Origin of the sequence: Pedococcus sp. KACC 23699, assembly GCF_045348425.1 — a bacterium.
Lineage (GTDB): Bacteria > Actinomycetota > Actinomycetes > Actinomycetales > Dermatophilaceae > Pedococcus.
Genome location: NZ_CP157483.1, coordinates 2,162,553 through 2,178,528, shown reverse-complemented (window position 1 = coordinate 2,178,528; position 15,976 = coordinate 2,162,553). Strand labels below are relative to the sequence as shown.

Below are 15,976 nucleotides of genomic sequence, written 5' to 3'. Positions count from 1 at the left end.
ATCCGCGCCCGTGGGGCCCAGCCGGCCGGCGCGCAGCGGGCAGCCGGCCGGGGCCTCAGCTGCCTCGGTAGGTGGAGTAGCCGAACGGGTTGAGCAGCACCGGCACGTGGTAGTGCTGCGAGCCGTCCGCGACGGTGAAGACGACGACCACCTCCGGGTAGAAGGCAGCAGTGTCGTGCGCCGCGAAGTACGCCCCGGAGGCGAACCTCAGCCGGTAGTCGCCGGCCTCCAGTCGTTCCGGGCCGATCGTCGCGACCCGGCCGTCGCCGTCAGTGATCCCGTCGCCGATGGCGGTGCCGTCGACACTCTCGAGGACCACCCCGATCCCGGCCGCCGGACGACCCAGGCTGGTGTCGAGGACGTGGGTGGAGAGGGTGCCCATCAGGAGACCACCTGTCGGAGTCGGAGCAACGCGATCTCGCGCAGCTGGGTCACGGTCTCGGCGCGCTCGGCGTCATCGTCGTTGTCGAGGCGACGTCGCAGCTCGGCGAGGATCTCGGGGGCGGAGCGGCCCGCAGCCCGGATGAGGAACACCCGGTCGAACCGCTCCTCGTATGCCGCGTTGCCGGCGGCGAGCTCGCGCCCCACCTCCGCGTCGGCCGGGTCCACCCCCGCCTGCTCCCTGGCGCTGAACGTCGCCTGGTGGTCCGGGCTGGAGGCCCGTTCGCCGATGCGCGGGTGACCCGCCAGGGCGACCCCGAGCTCGGCGTCGTCGAGGTGACGCGCCGCGGAGTCAGCGACCGCCTCGAGGGCCGGCCAGTCGGCATACGGGCGACCGTCGCTCACCGTGGCGACCCAGCGGGGCACCGGCAGGCACGCGGCCAGCCGGTCCCCCGCCTCGTCGGGCGGGAGGGCGTTGAAGTCGTCGATGCTCCCTGAATGGCTCACTGGCTGGCTCACGGGCTGGCTCACTGGCTCTCCACGAATCGGGTGCGGGCGGAGTGGATGGGGTTGGCGTCGGCGACGAGATCGTCGAAGCGGTACCCGGCGATCTTTGCAGCCTCCACCAGTGCCGCGGCGTGCTCCTGCGCAGGCGAGTTCTCGAGGCGCTGCCACCCCGACCGCACCACCTGGTCGAAGGAGTCCCGGTCGCGGACGCAGGTGACGAGGGGGAAGCCGAACCGTTCGCGGTACTGCGCGGTGAGGTCGGACAGCTCGCCGTAGGACTTCTCGTCGAGCCGGGTCAGGCCGAGGAAGGCCTGGTCGTGCAACGAGTCCTCACCCTCCCGGCCGTCGGCGACACTCTCGGCACCGAGGTCGGGGTAGGAGTCGATGAGCAGGCGCTGCTCCTCCTCGTTCGCGGTGTAGAGCGCCTCCTGGAAGGCACGCCGCAGATCGCTCGTGTCGGCGAACGGCCTTGACTCATAAGCCCGCTCGACCGCCCAGCGGGGTCCTTGGAAGAGCCCCCCGAAGGTGTCGACGAACTGCTCGCGGCTCATGCCGTTGACCTCCGAGAGGCGCACGAGGTTGCCCGGCGACCCCGCGACAGCCGGTCCGCGGCTGGAACCCACGTGGTGGAAGAGGAAGTTCAGGACGATCGCGGTGATCGAGCCCAGCGTGATGCCGGAGCCGAGGATGATCTGGGCCCAGCTCGGGACGGCCTTGGCGACGTCGGGCTGGGCGGTGACGTACATCGCCAGGCCGACACTCGTCGCGACGATGACGACGTTGCGGTGGTCGTGGAAGTCGACCCGGGACAGGGTCTGGAAACCGACGACCGCGACGGTCGCGAACATCGCCAGGGCGGCGCCGCCGAGGACCGGGTGCGGGATGCCCGCGACGATCGCACCGGCCTTGGGGATGAGCCCGATGAGGATCATGATCCCGCCGGCCGTGGCGACGACATAGCGGCTCTTCACCCGCGTGAGCCGCACGAGCCCGACGTTCTCGGCGAAGCAGGTGTAGGGGAAGGAGTTGAAGACGCCACCGATCGTCGTGGCGAGGCCGTCCGCGCGCAGCGCACGGGCGATATCCTCCTTGCCGATCCGCTTCTCGACGATCTCGCCGGTCGCGAACACGTCACCGGTCGTCTCGACCGCGGTGATCAGCATGACGACGATCATCGAGATGATCGCGGCGACCGAGAACTTGGGCCAGCCGAAGTGGAACGGCGTCGTGACCCCGAACCAGCCGGAGCCCGAGACGCTGTCGAAGTGCGCGTCACCCAGCGTCCACGCGACCAGCGTGCCGACGACCAGCCCGATGAGGACGGCGACGGTCGCCATGAACCCCTTGAAGATCCGCTGGATCGCGACGATCAGGGCAAGGGTGCCGAGGGCGTACGCGAGGTTGCGGCCACTGGCCGGGTCCAGGGTCGGGCCGGCGCCACCGGCAGCATCGGCAGCCGCCACGGGCAGCAGGGCGAGTCCGATGATGGTGATGACCGAGCCCGTGACCACCGGCGGGAAGAACCGGATGAGCCGGCTGAAGTACGGCGCGACGAGGAAGGTGAAGAGCCCGGCGACGATGACCGCGCCGTAGATGACGAGCAGCCCCTGGGTCCCGCCTCCGGCCGCGAGACCGATGGCGATCATCGGCGAGACGGCGGTGAACGTCACGCCCTGCAGGAGGGGCAGCTTCACTCCCACCTTCCAGAACCCGATCGACTGGATGATCGAGGCGATGCCGCAGGTGAACAAGTCCGCGTTGATGAGGTGGATGAGCTCGGCCGTGCTGAGGCCGATCGAGTTCGCGAGCAGGATCGGCACGATCACCGCCCCCGCGTAGAACGCGAGCACGTGCTGGAAACCGTAGATCGCGAGCTTCGGGACGGGCAGGACCTCGTCGACAGGGTGCCGTGAGGAGCGCTGGGTGGAGCGGGGTTCAGCGGTGGCTGTGCTCATGACAGGCACCTTTCTGTTCGCTGGAGGAAGGCGGTGCAGGAGGTATGGCGCGTGCTGGCGTGGCGGAGGTGGAGCGGGGGGGCGCAGCGGGGTCACCGCTCGCGCATCGGGGTCACCGCTCGTGCCGTGACAAGGCTTGGGACCGCGACCGGGTCCGGGTCCGGGTCCGTCAGCAGAATCCGGGGACGGTGAGCCAGGCGTCGCCCGGGTCGCTGCCGTCCTCGCGTTGCACGGTGGCCTCGATCAGGCCGTAGGGACGGTCTGCGGCGACGAAGACCTCACCGGGGTTGTCGAGCCCGAACGGGGACAGGTCGACGAGGAAGTGGTGCTTGTTGGGAGCGGAGAACTTGATCTCGGCGACCTCGGGGTGGGCGGCGAGCACCGCGGATCCCATGGCGTAGAGGCTCTCCTGCAACGCCCGGCTGTAGGTCGTCGCGAACGTCTCGAGCATCACCTGGCGGATGTCGTCGAACGACTTGTTCCAGTCGGTGCCACTCGCGATCGCGTCGTCCTCGTAGCGCCAGCGGGCGACGAGCGAGGTCGCGAGGATGCGGTCGTCGGTCTCCTGCAGGGTCGTGTAGTCGTCCTTGAGGAAGCCCTTGAACTCCGAGCCGGTCGACTTGAGGACGACCAGGTCCTTGACCCCCGAGACGACCCACGCCCTGGTCTGCGACTGCTCACCGGCCTGGTCACCGGAGCGCTGGCGGGTGACCACCGTGGTGCGCACCTCGCCGCCGCGCTTGACGAACGCGTGGTCGTGGCCGGCGCCGCCGACGTCGATGCGGTCCCACGCATACTCCTCGACCTCGACCCGGCTCGCCGTCGCGGCGGGGGTCACGGCGAGGAAGCGGTCACCGAGGGTGAGGGCGTAGTCCTCCGGGGAGGTGACACCGTGCTCCTTGGCGAAGGCGAACGCGGTGTTCTTCTGCGTGTCGGTCGGCAGGACGTTGGCCTGGTCGCCGGTCTCGTGCGCCTCGCGGAAGTCGCCGCGCAAGGCGGTCGAGACGTTGAGGTCACGGATCTCGTGGCGGGCCGTGTCGCGGTAGATGCGGACGACGCGGTTCTCCGCCTTGCCGTACTGGTTGGGTCCGAGGACGAAGCTCATGGTGCTCCTTGCCGGGGCTGCGGTGCCGGTGACGGGCCAGGCGGGCCGGTGGCGGCGGGCCTGGTGGTGCTGGCGGCGAGACGGCGGGTGGTGGCCGGCGGGGCCGCGGGCGCAGGGTGGGCGTCCAGCGCAGTTTCCGTGATGCGGAAACTTGATTGCGAATAGTGGAACAGTAGGACGGCGTCGATGCGGCGTCAACAGTTTGTTGAGAATTTCCTCACCGCGCCAGCCGCTGTCCACCAGTCGGCCCCATGCGGGATGCCAGCAGCGAGGTGTGCCGCGCCCCTGGCATCCCTGGCCGGGTACGGGGTCGCGGTCGCGGCCCCGCCTCAGGCGTGCGCGTCGGCGTCGGCTTCGCGGATCCGGTTCAGGTAGTTGTAGACGGTGAAGCGGGTCAGCCCGAGCGCCTCGGCGACCGTCTCGGCCGACCGCCGCATCTCGAACGCGCCGCGTTCCTCCAGCAGCCGCACGGCGTGCTGCTTCTGCGCGCGCGGCAGCTCGGCGAGGCTCCCGCCGAGCTCGGCCTCGACCTCGGCGATGAGCCGGGCCAGCCCGTCCGACAGGTCGGTGGCGACCACGGGGGCGGCAGGGGCGATGGCGGCATCGAGGTCGCTGACGGTGAGGGTCACCCGCGTCGCGCCGTGGGACAGCGCCTCCTTGAGCGCGGAGCCGACCGCATCGACGACGACCTCCGCCTCGCCCTCCACGGACGTGCCGAGCGGCCCCAGGTCGGGAGCCAGCCCGACCTGCCGCAAGGCGTCGGCGGACGCGGTGACATGGGGTGGCAGCTGGTCGTCCTCGCCGTGGAACGGCTCGGTCGTGAACTCCACCCGGACGCGCATGCGGTCAACCTACCCGCGCCGTCGACTCCGGTCCGGCCCGGCCCGGCCAGGTCTCGTCAACGGTCGCGGTCGGTCGGCTCGCCCGCTGCCGCGCTACCTCGCGCGCCTCGCGAGCGCGTCCATCCGCCCCCGGTCGATGCCGGTGAGCTCGAGCACCTCGGCGTCGTCGACCGCGCCGCAGTCGAGCCCGCGCACCACGAAGTCGGCCAGCGCCCGGGCCGTGGCCGGCTCGTCCATCACCCCGGAGTCGACCTGACCGACGTAGTTGCGCAACCGCTCGGCCGCAGCCGGCAACCCCTCGCGGTAGAAGGCGTACGTCGCGGCATACCGGCTCGGGAGCTGGGCGGGGTGAAGGTCCCAGCCCTGGTAGTAGCCACGTTCGAGCGAGCGGCGCACGAGTCGCGCGTGCAGCGCCCACCCGGCGTGGACCCGCTCGCGGTCGCCGACGGGGAGGATGTTCGTCGACCCGTCGGAGAGCCGCACGCCGGTGCCGGCTGCGGCCACCTGCATGACCGCCTTGGCGTGGTCGGCGGCCGGGTGCTCCATCGACTGGTAGGCCGCTGCGATGCCGCAGGAGGCGGAGTAGTCGTAGGTGCCGTAGTGCAGTCCGGTGCACCGGCCCGCGGAGGCGTGCACCATCCGCGCGACGAGGGCGGTGCCGTCGGGGCCGAGGATCGACTGCGGGGTCTCGACCTGAATCTCGAACCCGATGGCGCCGGGCTCCAGCCCCACCCCCGCCTCCAGTCGCGTGCAGGCCACCACCATGGCCTCGACCTGGTCGACCGAGGTCACCTTCGGGAGGGTCACGACGAACCCGTCGGGCAGCCTCCCGCCGACCGCGACGGCCTCGACGAACCGCGCCAGGGTCCGCACGCCGCGGGCCCTCGTCGGCGCCTCGAAGCTCTTGAACCGGATCCCGTGGAACGGCGCGGCGCCGCCGTCCCCCACCGACTTCAGCAGACCAGCTGCGGAGGCATCGACCGCTGCGTCCTCCTCCTCGTCCGACCGGTTGCCGAACCCGTCCTCGAAGTCGATCCGCAGGTCCTCGATCGGCTCGCTGGCCAGCTTGGCCCGCACCCGGGCCACGACCTCGTCAGCCAACGAGGGTGCAAGACCCAGCACCGCCGCATACGTCGCAGCATCGCCACCGTGCTCGTCCAGGACGGCGAGCGCCTCACCGCCCCAACGGGACACGAGGTCGACGTCGAAGCGGTCGGCCGGGACGTAGACGGTGTGGACCGGCTGGCGCGCGGCGCGCTCCCCCGGGAAGCCGGCCGCAAGGGCGGCATCGGCGTCGGCGAGCTGGGTGTCGAGCTCGGTGGTGAGCCGGGCGGCATCGAAGGTCATCGGCGGGCTTCCTCGGTCGTCTCGTCGGAGGTGGTGCGGTCGGCGGTGCGGCTCGCGCCAGCAGAACGCTCCGTATGGTGCTCGTGCGCGCCCGCGGCGTGACGCACCGCGGCAGCCACGGCGGGGGCGACGTCCGGGTCGAACACGCTCGGCACGATGTAGCTGGCGTTGAGCTCGTCGGGTCGGACGCAGTCGGCGATGGCGGTCGCCGCGGCGATCATCATCTCGTCGGTGATGTCGCTGACGGCTGCGTCCAGCAGCCCGCGGAAGAACCCCGGGAAGGCGAGCACGTTGTTGATCTGGTTGGCGTAGTCGGAGCGGCCCGTCGCCACGACGGCGGCGTGCCGGCTGGCCGCGAGCGGGTCGACCTCGGGGTCCGGGTTCGCCAGCGCGAAGACGATCGCCCCGTCCGCCATGGTGGCGATGTCGTCGCCGTCGAGCAGGTCCGGGGCCGAGACGCCGATGAAGACGTCGGCCCCGGCCAGCACCTCCTTGAGCGTGCCCTGCACCCCTCGCGGGTTGGTGTGCTCGGCGATCCAGCCACGGAACTCGTCGCGGTGGGCCGCCGTGGAGTCCAGCGCACCGTGCCGGTCGCACCCGACGATGTCGGTCACGCCCTGGGCGTGCAGGAGCCCGATGATCGCGTGACCTGCAGCGCCGACGCCCGACACGACGATGCGCACCTGCGCGAGCGGCTTGCCCACGACACGAAGGGCGTTCGTCAGCGCGGCCAGCACGACGATGGCGGTGCCGTGCTGGTCGTCGTGGAAGACGGGGATGTCGAGCTCGTCACGCAGTCGCCGCTCGATCTCGAAGCACCGAGGGGCCGAGATGTCCTCGAGGTTCACGCCGCCGTAGACCGGCGCGATCGCCTTGACGATCATGATGATCTCCTCGGTGTCCTGGGTGTCGAGACAGACGGGCCAGGCGTCGACCCCTCCGAACTGCTTGAACAGCGCGGCCTTGCCCTCCATCACCGGCAGCGCCGCAGCCGGCCCGAGGTTGCCCAGTCCGAGGACCGCGGAGCCGTCGGTCACCACCGCCACGGTGTTGCGCTTGATCGTGAGCCGGCGCGCGTCCTCGGGGTTCTCCGCGATGGCCAGGCAGACCCGGGCGACGCCAGGCGTGTAGGCGCGGGACAGGTCGTCGCGGTGCTTCAGCGGCACCTTGGGGGTGACCTCGAGCTTGCCGCCGAGGTGCAGCAGGAAGGTGCGGTCGCTGACCTTCCGGACGTTCACCCCGGGCACCGCGCCGATCTCGGCGGTGATCCGGTCGGCGTGGTCGGCGTCGGAGGCGTTGCAGGTCACGTCGACGACCAGGCTGTGCGCGCGCGACTCCACGACGTCGAGCGCGGTGAGCGCCCCACCCGCCGCAGCGACGGCCGCGGCGAGGATGCCGGTGGTGTCGATGGCGGCAGGCGCCTCGGCACGGACGGTGATGGAGTACCCGGGACTCGGTGCAGACATCGCTTGACCTCGATCTTCCACGATACGGATTTCCACTTCTGTTTTACGGAATCCTAGGGTTCGCCCGCGCACGGGACAAGGACCTGTCCACCTCGCGGGCCGCGGCCCCCGGGCGTACCGCCCCACTCTCCTGCGCCGGATACATTTCCTCCGTGACGACCACGGAGCTCGACGGCGGTATGGAGCGTGGCCCCCTGCCGCCGCGTGCCCTGATCGTCACGGTGCTCGGGTTGTACGTCCGCGAGTTCGGCGGCTGGATCAGCGTCAGCGCCCTGATCCGGCTGATGGCCGCTGCCGGAGTCGACGAGCAGGCCGTCCGCTCGTCGCTCTCCCGGCTCAAGCGGCGCGGCATCGTCGAGGCCGAGCGGCGCGGGAGCGCGGCCGGCTACGCCTTGTCGGAGTACGCGCGCCAGCTGCTCGAGGTTGGCGACCGCCGGATCTTCGCCGAGCGCGAAGAGCACGGCGGCGACTGGGTCGTCGTGGTGTTCTCCGTGCCGGAGTCGCAGCGACAGAAGCGGCACGCGCTGCGGGCGCGCCTGGCCTGGCTGGGCTTCGGCACCGTGTCCTCGGGCGTGTGGATCGCGCCCGGACACCTGGCCGACGACGCCAGGGAGGTGCTCCTCGGCGACGGCCTCGAACCGTACGTCGACCTGTTCCGCGCACAGTACCTCGCCTTCGGTGAACCAGCCGCCAAGGTCGCGCAGTGGTGGGACCTCGGCTCCCTGGAGCAGCTCTACACCGACTTCCTCGAGGCGCACGAGCCGGCCCGTCGGCACTGGGCGGCGCAGGAGCAGGTCACGCCGGGCGCCGAGGCGTTCGCCGACTACATCCGCGCACTCACCTCGTGGCGCCGGCTGCCCTACCTCGACCCGGGCCTGCCGACCGAGCTGCTCCCCGCGTCGTGGTCGGGCACGACCGCGGCCGAGACGTTCTTCGACCTGCACCGCATGCTCGCCGGGCCGGCCCACGACTTCGTCACCGAGCAGGCTGGAGCCGCTCGTCAGGGATGACGGCGACGCCGACGATCTCGATGAGGGCCTCCGGCTGCCACAACGCCGTCGTGCCGATGCCGGCCATGGCCGGGTAGACGGGACCGGCCAGCTCACGCCAGGCGCGGCCGATCTCACGACCGTGCGCCTGGTAGTCCGGGATGTCGGTGAGGTAGATCGTGATGCTCACGAGGTCCTCGGGGATCCCGCCGGCCTCGGCCAGGGTCGTCAGCACGTTGGAGAACGCCTGGCGGAACTGCTCGACGATCCCCCCGGGCACGATCTTCATGTCCGCGTCGAGCGCGGTCTGCCCACCGAGGTAGAGCGTGTTGCCGGCGAGCGTGCCGTGCGAGTAGCCGCTCGGGGTCGGCAGCGAGGCGGGGTTCACGGGGACCGGGGACAGCGGGCCGGCGGACATCGGACCTCCAGGGGTCGTGGGTGGGTCTGCCACCCGAGCGTAACCGACCTATTGACGTTTGGCGACGGTCGTGAAAATCTCGCTATATGAAGTTCGGCACCGTCGCCCACGACGGCGGCACCCGTGCCGCCGCGCTCACCGACGACGGCTGGCGCCCGGTGGTGGAGCCGTATGCGGCCGACCTGTCCGCCTTCCTCGCCGCCGGCGGCACCCTCGGGCCGGACACGCTCCTGGGCGAGCCCCTCGACGGCGCCGAGCCGCTCGCACCGTTGCCCCACCCCGCCAAGGTCATCTGCTGCGGTCTCAACTACGGGGAGCACATCCGCGAGACCGGACGCGAGCTGCCGAGCCACCCCACGCTCTTCGTCAAGTACGCCGACAGCCTGGTCGGACCGACCGACGACGTCTCACTGCAGGCGGGCACGGACGTCGACTGGGAGGCAGAGCTCGCCGTCGTCGTCGGCGCGACGATCCGCGGGGCCGACCGCGCGACAGCAGCCGCCGCCATCGCGGGTTACACCGTCGCCAACGACGTCTCGGTGCGCGACTGGCAGTACCGCACCCTGCAGTGGTTCCAGGGGAAGGCCTGGGACGACTCGACGCCCACGGGCCCTGTCGTCGTCACCCCCGACGAGGTGGACCCGACGGCCGGCCTCACGGTCACGTGCCGCGTCAACGGCGACGAGGTGCAGCGCGACAGCACCGCCACGCTCGTCTTCGACTCGGCGGACCTGCTCGCCTACATCTCCACCTTCACCACGTTGCGCCCCGGCGACCTCGTCCTCACCGGCACGCCGGGAGGAGTGGGCGTCGCCCGCGACCCGAAGCGGTTCCTCGCCGACGGCGACGTGCTGGAGACCGAGATCGAGGGGATCGGCTTGCTGCGCAACACGATCCGCCTCACCTGACGCACCACTGACCAGACCCCCCCTCACCTGACCGCCCGACCACGCCGACCGACCACCCCGCCTGAGCGCGACGAAAGAGAGCCACCGTGGAACCCGACTTCAGCAAGTACCAGCTCGTAGGCGACAACTCGGTCTACGCCAACGAGTCCGGTCTGGTCGTCCCCGTCGTCACCCGCGGCGGTGCCGAGGTCGGCGACACCGGCCAGTCCGGTGGTGCCAGCCGGGTCTCCGGCGTCAGCATCCAGCACACCCCGGCGACGCGGCTGTGGTTCGGCAAGGTGAGCAACGAGGCCGGCTACCGCTCGGTCCCCCACCACCACGGCGAGGCCGAGACGGGCGGCTACGTCCTGTCCGGCCGGGCCCGCATCTACTTCGGTGAGCGGTTCGAGGACTACCTCGACATGAGCGAGGGCGACTGGGTGTTCGTGCCGCCCTTCATGCCCCACGTGGAGTGCAACCTCGACCGAAACAACCCGCTCACCTGGATGACGGCCCGCACCCCGGAGAACATCGTCGTCAACCTCCCGCAGGTCTCCGACGCCGACCTGCGCCACTGGGCGGACCGCCCGTGACCAGCTCGGACACAGGGGGGCAGGCCGCCTCGACGTCCGAGGTCGTCACCCGAGCCCTGGCGCTGAGTCCCGTCGAGCCCCGACACTTCGACGTCGCCTTCACCGCGACGACCCAGCCCTGCCCGTGGCCCAAGGCCTACGGCGGCGACATGGTCGCGCAGGCCGCGTCGGCGGCGATGCTCACCGTCACCGACGGCAAGGTCATGCACTCGATGCACAGCTACTTCATGCGCCCCGTCGACATCGGCGCACCGGTGACCTACGAGGTCGAGGTGTTGCGCGACGGCCGCGGCTACGCCACCCGCCAGGTCCGCGCGTTCCAGAACGGCAAGGCCGCCTACACCTGCCTCGCCAGCTTCGCCGCCGGCGAGGACGGAGGCCGGTATGCCGCGTCGCCGGCCGCCGACGTCCCCGCACCGGACACGCTGCCCAGCTCCGCCGCATACCTCGGGGACCGCGCGCCGGGTGGGGACTCGACGATGACGGAGGAGTCCAAGGCGTACTGGTCGGGTGGGCGCAGCTTCGACATGCGGCACGTGCCCGGACCGGTCTACCTCGAGGTGGACGGAGGCAGCACACCGCACCAGGCCCTGTGGGTGAAGCCGTTCGACGCACTGCGCGCGGTCGAGGGGCTCACCGACGCCCAGCGCGACCTCGCGGCGCTGGCCTACGTGTGCGACTACACGATCCTCGAGCCGGTGCTGCGGGTCCTCGACCTGCCATGGGCCCAACCGGGCCTGGTCACCGCAAGCCTCGACCACGCCATGTGGTTCCACCGCCAGCCCGCCGCCGGGGTCCTCGACGGCTGGTTGCTCTACGCGCAGGAGGCGGTGGCCGCCGACTCCGGTCGCGGTGTCGGCCTCGGCCGCTTCTTCACCCCCGACGGGGAGCACCTCGCCACCGTCGTCCAGGAAGGCATGATCCGCGCCACCCCCGGAGGCCACTGATGTCGCGCACACCCGACGCCGCAGTCCCTGCCGTCGCCCTCTCGCCGAGCGGGTACACCGACACCTTCGCGCGCGACCACCTGCCACCGGCGAACCTGTGGCCGACGTTGGAGTTCACGACACCGGACCTGCAGTACCCGGCGAGGCTCAACGCCGCGACGGAGCTGCTCGACGCCACGATCGCCGAGCACGGACCCGACCGTCCCGCGCTGCGGACCCCCGACGGCACGGTGTGGAGCTACGGCGAGCTGCTGCGGACCGTCAACCAGGTCGCAGCGGTGCTGACCGACGACCTCGGGCTCGTGCCGGGCAACCGCGTGCTTCTGCGCTCGCCCAACAACCCGTGGACCGTGGCCGCCTGGCTCGGCACCCTCAAGGCCGGCGGCATCGTCGTCACGACCATGGCCGCCCTGCGCGCCCGTGAGCTCGGGCCCATCGTGGAGAAGACCCGCCCGGTCGTGGCGCTGGTCGACCACCGGTTCCTCGAGGACGTGGAGACCGTCCGCGACACGGTGGCCCCCGGGCTCGTCGTCGTCCCCTTCGGGGGCGCCGGCGACGACGACCTGTCCAGGCGCGTGACGACGAAGTCGGCCCAGTTCACCGCCGTCGACACCGCAGCCGACGACGTCGCCCTGCTCGGCCCGACCTCGGGCAGCACCGGTGTCCCCAAGATCACCATGCACTTCCACCGCGACGTGCTGTCCATCGACAACACGTTCGGGCGGCACGTCCTCCGCCTCACCGAGGACGACGTGGTGGCGTGCACCGCGCCGTTCGCCTTCACCTTCGGCCTCGGCATGCTCGTCGTCTTCACCCTCCGCGCCGGCGCCTGCGCACTGGTCACCGAGACGGCCACGCCCGCCCAGCTCGCCGAGCTGGTGCAGGAGCACGGGGTGACGGTCCTCGCGACCGCGCCCACGGCATACAAGCAGATCATCAGGGCCGGCCACCTGCCCAAGCTGGGCGGACTGCGCACGGCGGTCAGCGCCGGCGAGCACATCCCCAAGGAGGTGTGGGAGGCGATCCGTTCCGAGCTGGGGCTGGCGATCGTCGACGGCATCGGCGCCACCGAGATGCTGCACATCTTCATCTCCGCCGCCGGCGACGACATCCGCCCCGGGAGCACCGGCAGGCCGGTACCCGGTTACCGCGCAACGATCCTCGGCGCCGACGACAAGCCCGTGCCGGTGGGCACCGAGGGTCGGCTCGCGGTGATCGGACCGGTCGGGTGCCGCTACCTCGACGACGACCGCCAGCTCGGCTACGTCGTCGACGGCTGGAACGTCACCGGCGACACCTTCGTGCAGGACGAGGACGGCTACTTCTTCTACCGCGCCCGCACCGACAGCATGATCGTGTCCAGCGGCTACAACATCGGCGCCCCAGAGGTGGAGGCCGCCATCGACACCCACCCCGACGTCGTCGAGGCCGGCGTCGTCGGCGAGCCCGACCCCGAACGCGGCTCGATCGTCAGCGCTTTCGTCGTCCTGCGTGAGGGCGTGGTCGGCGACGACGCCAAGGCCCGCGAGATCCAGGACCACGTCAAGGCGACGCTCGCGCCGTACAAGTACCCACGCCGCGTCCGCTTCGTCGACCAGCTGCCGCGCAACACCAGCGGCAAGCTCCAGCACTTCAAGCTGCGCGACCTGACCAAGGAGAGCTCATGAGGATCGCGATCGTCGGCGGGGGCCCGGGAGGTCTGTACCTGGCCGCCCTGATGAAACAGCTCGACGCCGGGCACGAGGTGACGGTGTGGGAGCGCAACGCCCCCGACGACACGTTCGGGTTCGGGGTCGTGTTCTCCGACGAGACCCTCGGCGGGATCGAGAGCGCCGACACCGCGATCTACGGGGCGATGGAGCGGCAGTTCGCGCGCTGGACCGACATCGACGTGGCGATCGACGGACAGTCCTCCACCATCGGCGGGCAGGGGTTCGCGGCCATGAGCCGCAAGGAGCTGCTGCGCATCCTGCAGGCCCGCGTCGCCGAGCTCGGGGTGACGGTCCACTACCGCACCGAGGCACCCGACACGGATCGCCTGCGCGAGGAGCACGACCTCGTCGTCGCCTCCGACGGCCTCAACTCCCAGGTGCGGACGCGGTACGCCGACGCGTTCGGCCCCAGCCTCGACCGACGTCACAACAAGTACATCTGGTTCGGCACCGACCTGGTCTTCGAGGCCTTCCAGTTCATCGTCCGGAACACCGAGTTCGGGACCATGCAGATCCACGGCTACCCCTACTCCGACAAGGGTTCGACGTTCATCGTGGAGATGCACGAGGACGTATGGCGCCGGGCCGGGTTCGACCGCACCGAGGACGAGGTGTTCCCTCCCGGGGTGTCCGACGAGTACGCCGTCGAGCGGGTGGCCGAGATCTTCGCCGAGGACCTGCACGGCCACCGCATCCTCACCAACAACTCCAAGTGGCTGAGCTTCACCACGGTCCGCAACGAGAGCTGGCACGACGGCAACGTCGTCCTGCTCGGCGACGCCGCCCACACCGCCCACTTCTCCATCGGCTCGGGCACCAAGCTCGCCATGGAGGACGCCTTGGCGCTGGCCGCCTGCCTGCACGAACACCCTTCTGTCGACACGGCTCTCGAGGCCTACCAGCAGGAGCGCAAGCCGGTCGTCGAGTCGACCCAGCGCGCGGCGCAGGCCAGCCTCGAGTGGTTCGAGAACATCGGCATGTACGCGGACCAGGACCCTGACGAGTTCGTCTTCAACCTGCTCACCCGTTCACGGCGGATCACCTTCGAGAACCTCAAGGACAGGGACAAGGACTTCGCCGCCCGCATCCAGGGTGCGTTCGCGCGACAGGTCGGCGTCGGCGCCGACGAGTCGGCGCCCGCGATGTTCCAGCCGACCCGCATCGGCGCACTGGAGCTCAAGAACCGGATCATCCTGTCCCCCATGGACATGTACTCCGCCGTCGACGGTGTGCCCGGCGAGTTCCACCTCGTGCACCTGGGCTCCAAGGCCCTCGGCGGAGCCGGGCTCGTGATGTCGGAGATGGTCTGCGTCTCCCCCGAGGGCCGCATCACCCGCGGCTGCCCGGGTCTGTGGAACGACGACCAGCGAGATGCCTGGGCCCGCGTGACGACCTTCGTGCACGACCACAGCACCGGGCGGATCGGCCTGCAGCTGGGGCACTCCGGCCGCAAGGGCTCGACCAAGCTCATGTGGGAGGGCATGGACGAGCCGCTGACCGAGGACAACTGGGAGGTCGTCGGGCCCTCGGCCCTCCCCTACGGCGAGGGCTGCCACGTCCCTCGCGAGATGACCCGGGCCGACATGGACCAGGTCGTCGCCGACTTCCGCGAGGCAGCTCGCCGTGGCGTCGAGGCCGGCTTCGACCTCGTCGAGGTGCACGCCGCGCACGGCTACCTGTTGTCGTCGTTCCTCTCCCCGGTGTCCAACGTGCGCACCGACGAGTACGGCGGGTCCCTGGAGAACCGCCTGCGCTTCCCCCTCGAGGTCTTCGACGCCGTGTCCGGCGCGGTCCCGGGCGACATGCCGGTGACCGTCCGCATCTCCGCCACCGACTGGATGCCGGACGGCAACACCGAGCACGACGCCGTCGAGATCGCGCGGGCCTTCATCGAGCACGGAGCTGCCGCGATCGACGTCTCCTCCGGCCAGGTGAGCAAGGACGAGAAGCCGGCGTTCGGCCGCTCGTACCAGACGCCGTTCGCCGACCGGATCCGTCACGAGGTGGCCCGCCCCGCCGGCGTGGCCGTCATCGCGGTCGGCGCCATCTCCTCGCACGACGACGTCAACTCAATCCTGCTCGCGGGGCGGGCCGACCTCTGCGCGCTCGGCCGCACCCACCTGTACGACCCCATGTGGACCCTGCACGCCGCAGCCGAGCAGGACCACGCCGGGCCCGGTGCGCAGTGGCCGGTGCAGTGGGCCGCCGGGCGCCGTCGCCCGCCGACCTCGCGCACCGACAAGGTCCCGCCGCGCCTGGCGCTGCTGCGCGACGGCGGGACCGACGACGTCCATCTGCGCTGGCGCCCCGGGCAGGGCGAGGACAGGTCGAGCGACGCCGGGCCGGTGACCCCGGCCACGACGGCGCCTGACACCGTGTCGGTGTGAGCAGCCCCGAGGACACCGCGATCGCGAGCGCCACCCAGCGATCGCGCATCGAGTGGATCGACACCGACGCCGCCGGGATCTACCACAACAGCACGGTGACGCGGCTGGTCGAGGCGACCGAGGCGTCCCTGACCCGCGAGCGCGGGCTGCACGGGTACTTCCCCGTCGCCCCGCGAGTGCGCTTCGAGGCCGACTTCGAGGCGCCGCTGTTCTTCGGGCAGGAGGTGACGACCACGGTGAGGGTGACCGAGCTCGGCAGGACGTCGATGACGTTCGCGTTCGAGGTCTGGGGCGAGGAGTTCGAGGGCACCGACCGGGTCCGGGCCGCCAGGGGCCGCTACGTCACCGTGCACCTCGACCGCTCCGGCCCCGGGCGTCCGACGAGCGCACCGTGGCCCGAGGAGTGGGTCGAGCGGCTGACCGGCGGCTGACCGGAGGCT

The 15,976-nt window shown here is 71.1% G+C and carries 15 protein-coding genes; 7 read left to right on the top strand and 8 right to left on the bottom strand.

Annotation, left to right across the window (positions count from 1 at the left end; translation table 11 throughout):
• Positions 1–55: 55 nt before the first annotated feature.
• From uraH to ABEG17_RS10225, 7 genes are all read right to left on the bottom strand, one after another.
• Positions 56–382: a hydroxyisourate hydrolase gene (gene uraH, locus ABEG17_RS10255; protein WP_406829371.1), complete on the bottom strand. Its 327-nt coding sequence runs from the start codon at positions 380–382 to the stop codon at positions 56–58.
• The gene (uraD, locus tag ABEG17_RS10250) at positions 382–900 is read right to left on the bottom strand and encodes a 2-oxo-4-hydroxy-4-carboxy-5-ureidoimidazoline decarboxylase (protein ID WP_406829370.1); all 519 of its coding nucleotides are present in this window, start codon (positions 898–900) and stop codon (positions 382–384) included. The genes uraH and uraD (ABEG17_RS10250) overlap by 1 nt, the downstream gene beginning before the upstream one ends.
• 8 nt (positions 901–908) lie before the next feature.
• The gene (gene uraD, locus ABEG17_RS10245) at positions 909–2,843 is read right to left on the bottom strand and encodes a 2-oxo-4-hydroxy-4-carboxy-5-ureidoimidazoline decarboxylase (protein ID WP_406829369.1); all 1,935 of its coding nucleotides are present in this window, start codon (positions 2,841–2,843) and stop codon (positions 909–911) included.
• 169 nt (positions 2,844–3,012) lie between these two features.
• Entirely contained in the window at positions 3,013–3,948 is a 936-nt protein-coding gene (gene pucL / locus ABEG17_RS10240) for a factor-independent urate hydroxylase (RefSeq protein ID WP_406829368.1), read from the bottom strand.
• A 329-nt stretch (positions 3,949–4,277) separates the two neighbouring features.
• Complete coding sequence (locus ABEG17_RS10235; protein ID WP_406829367.1) at positions 4,278–4,790, bottom strand: helix-turn-helix domain-containing protein; 513 nt, start codon at positions 4,788–4,790, stop codon at positions 4,278–4,280.
• A gap of 93 nt (positions 4,791–4,883) precedes the next feature.
• On the bottom strand, positions 4,884–6,137 hold the full coding sequence (locus ABEG17_RS10230) for a DUF6986 family protein (RefSeq protein WP_406829366.1): 1,254 nt from the start codon (positions 6,135–6,137) through the stop codon (positions 4,884–4,886).
• On the bottom strand, positions 6,134–7,603 hold the full coding sequence (locus ABEG17_RS10225) for an NAD-dependent malic enzyme (RefSeq protein WP_406829365.1): 1,470 nt from the start codon (positions 7,601–7,603) through the stop codon (positions 6,134–6,136). Before ABEG17_RS10225 ends, ABEG17_RS10230 begins: the two co-directional genes overlap by 4 nt.
• 152 nt (positions 7,604–7,755) lie before the next feature.
• Here ABEG17_RS10225 and ABEG17_RS10220 point away from each other — a divergent pair, with 152 nt between their 5' ends.
• Positions 7,756–8,613 carry a PaaX family transcriptional regulator C-terminal domain-containing protein gene (locus ABEG17_RS10220; protein WP_406829364.1) on the top strand — a complete coding sequence of 286 codons (858 nt, stop codon included), beginning with the start codon at positions 7,756–7,758 and terminating at the stop codon, positions 8,611–8,613.
• Here the strand turns inward: ABEG17_RS10220 and ABEG17_RS10215 are convergent.
• Entirely contained in the window at positions 8,579–9,010 is a 432-nt protein-coding gene (locus ABEG17_RS10215; RefSeq protein WP_406829363.1) for a RidA family protein, read from the bottom strand. The two genes, ABEG17_RS10220 and ABEG17_RS10215, sit on opposite strands and share 35 nt — an antisense overlap.
• Before the next feature lie 86 nt (positions 9,011–9,096).
• On the opposite strand from ABEG17_RS10215, the gene ABEG17_RS10210 reads away from it, so the two are divergent.
• The 6 genes from ABEG17_RS10210 (at position 9,097) to ABEG17_RS10185 (ending at position 15,967) form a co-directional block, all read left to right on the top strand.
• Positions 9,097–9,918, top strand: a complete 822-nt coding sequence (locus ABEG17_RS10210) for a fumarylacetoacetate hydrolase family protein (RefSeq protein WP_406829362.1) — start codon at positions 9,097–9,099, stop codon at positions 9,916–9,918.
• Between the two features lie 86 nt (positions 9,919–10,004).
• Positions 10,005–10,490 (top strand): cupin domain-containing protein, encoded by a 486-nt coding sequence (locus ABEG17_RS10205; RefSeq protein WP_406829360.1) that lies wholly within the window; start codon positions 10,005–10,007, stop codon positions 10,488–10,490.
• Positions 10,487–11,437 (top strand): acyl-CoA thioesterase, encoded by a 951-nt coding sequence (locus ABEG17_RS10200; protein WP_406829359.1) that lies wholly within the window; start codon positions 10,487–10,489, stop codon positions 11,435–11,437. The genes ABEG17_RS10205 and ABEG17_RS10200 overlap by 4 nt, the downstream gene beginning before the upstream one ends.
• Positions 11,437–13,104, top strand: a complete 1,668-nt coding sequence (locus ABEG17_RS10195) for an AMP-binding protein (RefSeq protein WP_406829358.1) — start codon at positions 11,437–11,439, stop codon at positions 13,102–13,104. The genes ABEG17_RS10200 and ABEG17_RS10195 overlap by 1 nt, the downstream gene beginning before the upstream one ends.
• Positions 13,101–15,536 carry a bifunctional salicylyl-CoA 5-hydroxylase/oxidoreductase gene (locus ABEG17_RS10190; RefSeq protein WP_406829357.1) on the top strand — a complete coding sequence of 812 codons (2,436 nt, stop codon included), beginning with the start codon at positions 13,101–13,103 and terminating at the stop codon, positions 15,534–15,536. Before ABEG17_RS10195 ends, ABEG17_RS10190 begins: the two co-directional genes overlap by 4 nt.
• Positions 15,533–15,967 carry an acyl-CoA thioesterase gene (locus ABEG17_RS10185; RefSeq protein ID WP_406829356.1) on the top strand — a complete coding sequence of 145 codons (435 nt, stop codon included), beginning with the start codon at positions 15,533–15,535 and terminating at the stop codon, positions 15,965–15,967. The genes ABEG17_RS10190 and ABEG17_RS10185 overlap by 4 nt, the downstream gene beginning before the upstream one ends.
• Positions 15,968–15,976: the final 9 nt, after the last annotated feature.

Coding starts and splice junctions, on each gene's coding strand:
- ABEG17_RS10190 (WP_406829357.1), top strand. CDS start 13,101: ATGAGGATCGCGATCGTCGGCGGGGGCCCGGGAGGTCTGTACCTGGCC.
- pucL (WP_406829368.1), bottom strand. CDS start 3,948: ATGAGCTTCGTCCTCGGACCCAACCAGTACGGCAAGGCGGAGAACCGC.
- ABEG17_RS10215 (WP_406829363.1), bottom strand. CDS start 9,010: ATGTCCGCCGGCCCGCTGTCCCCGGTCCCCGTGAACCCCGCCTCGCTG.
- ABEG17_RS10210 (WP_406829362.1), top strand. CDS start 9,097: ATGAAGTTCGGCACCGTCGCCCACGACGGCGGCACCCGTGCCGCCGCG.
- ABEG17_RS10225 (WP_406829365.1), bottom strand. CDS start 7,603: ATGTCTGCACCGAGTCCCGGGTACTCCATCACCGTCCGTGCCGAGGCG.
- uraD (WP_406829369.1), bottom strand. CDS start 2,843: ATGAGCACAGCCACCGCTGAACCCCGCTCCACCCAGCGCTCCTCACGG.
- ABEG17_RS10235 (WP_406829367.1), bottom strand. CDS start 4,790: ATGCGCGTCCGGGTGGAGTTCACGACCGAGCCGTTCCACGGCGAGGAC.
- ABEG17_RS10195 (WP_406829358.1), top strand. CDS start 11,437: ATGTCGCGCACACCCGACGCCGCAGTCCCTGCCGTCGCCCTCTCGCCG.
- ABEG17_RS10230 (WP_406829366.1), bottom strand. CDS start 6,137: ATGACCTTCGATGCCGCCCGGCTCACCACCGAGCTCGACACCCAGCTC.
- uraH (WP_406829371.1), bottom strand. CDS start 382: ATGGGCACCCTCTCCACCCACGTCCTCGACACCAGCCTGGGTCGTCCG.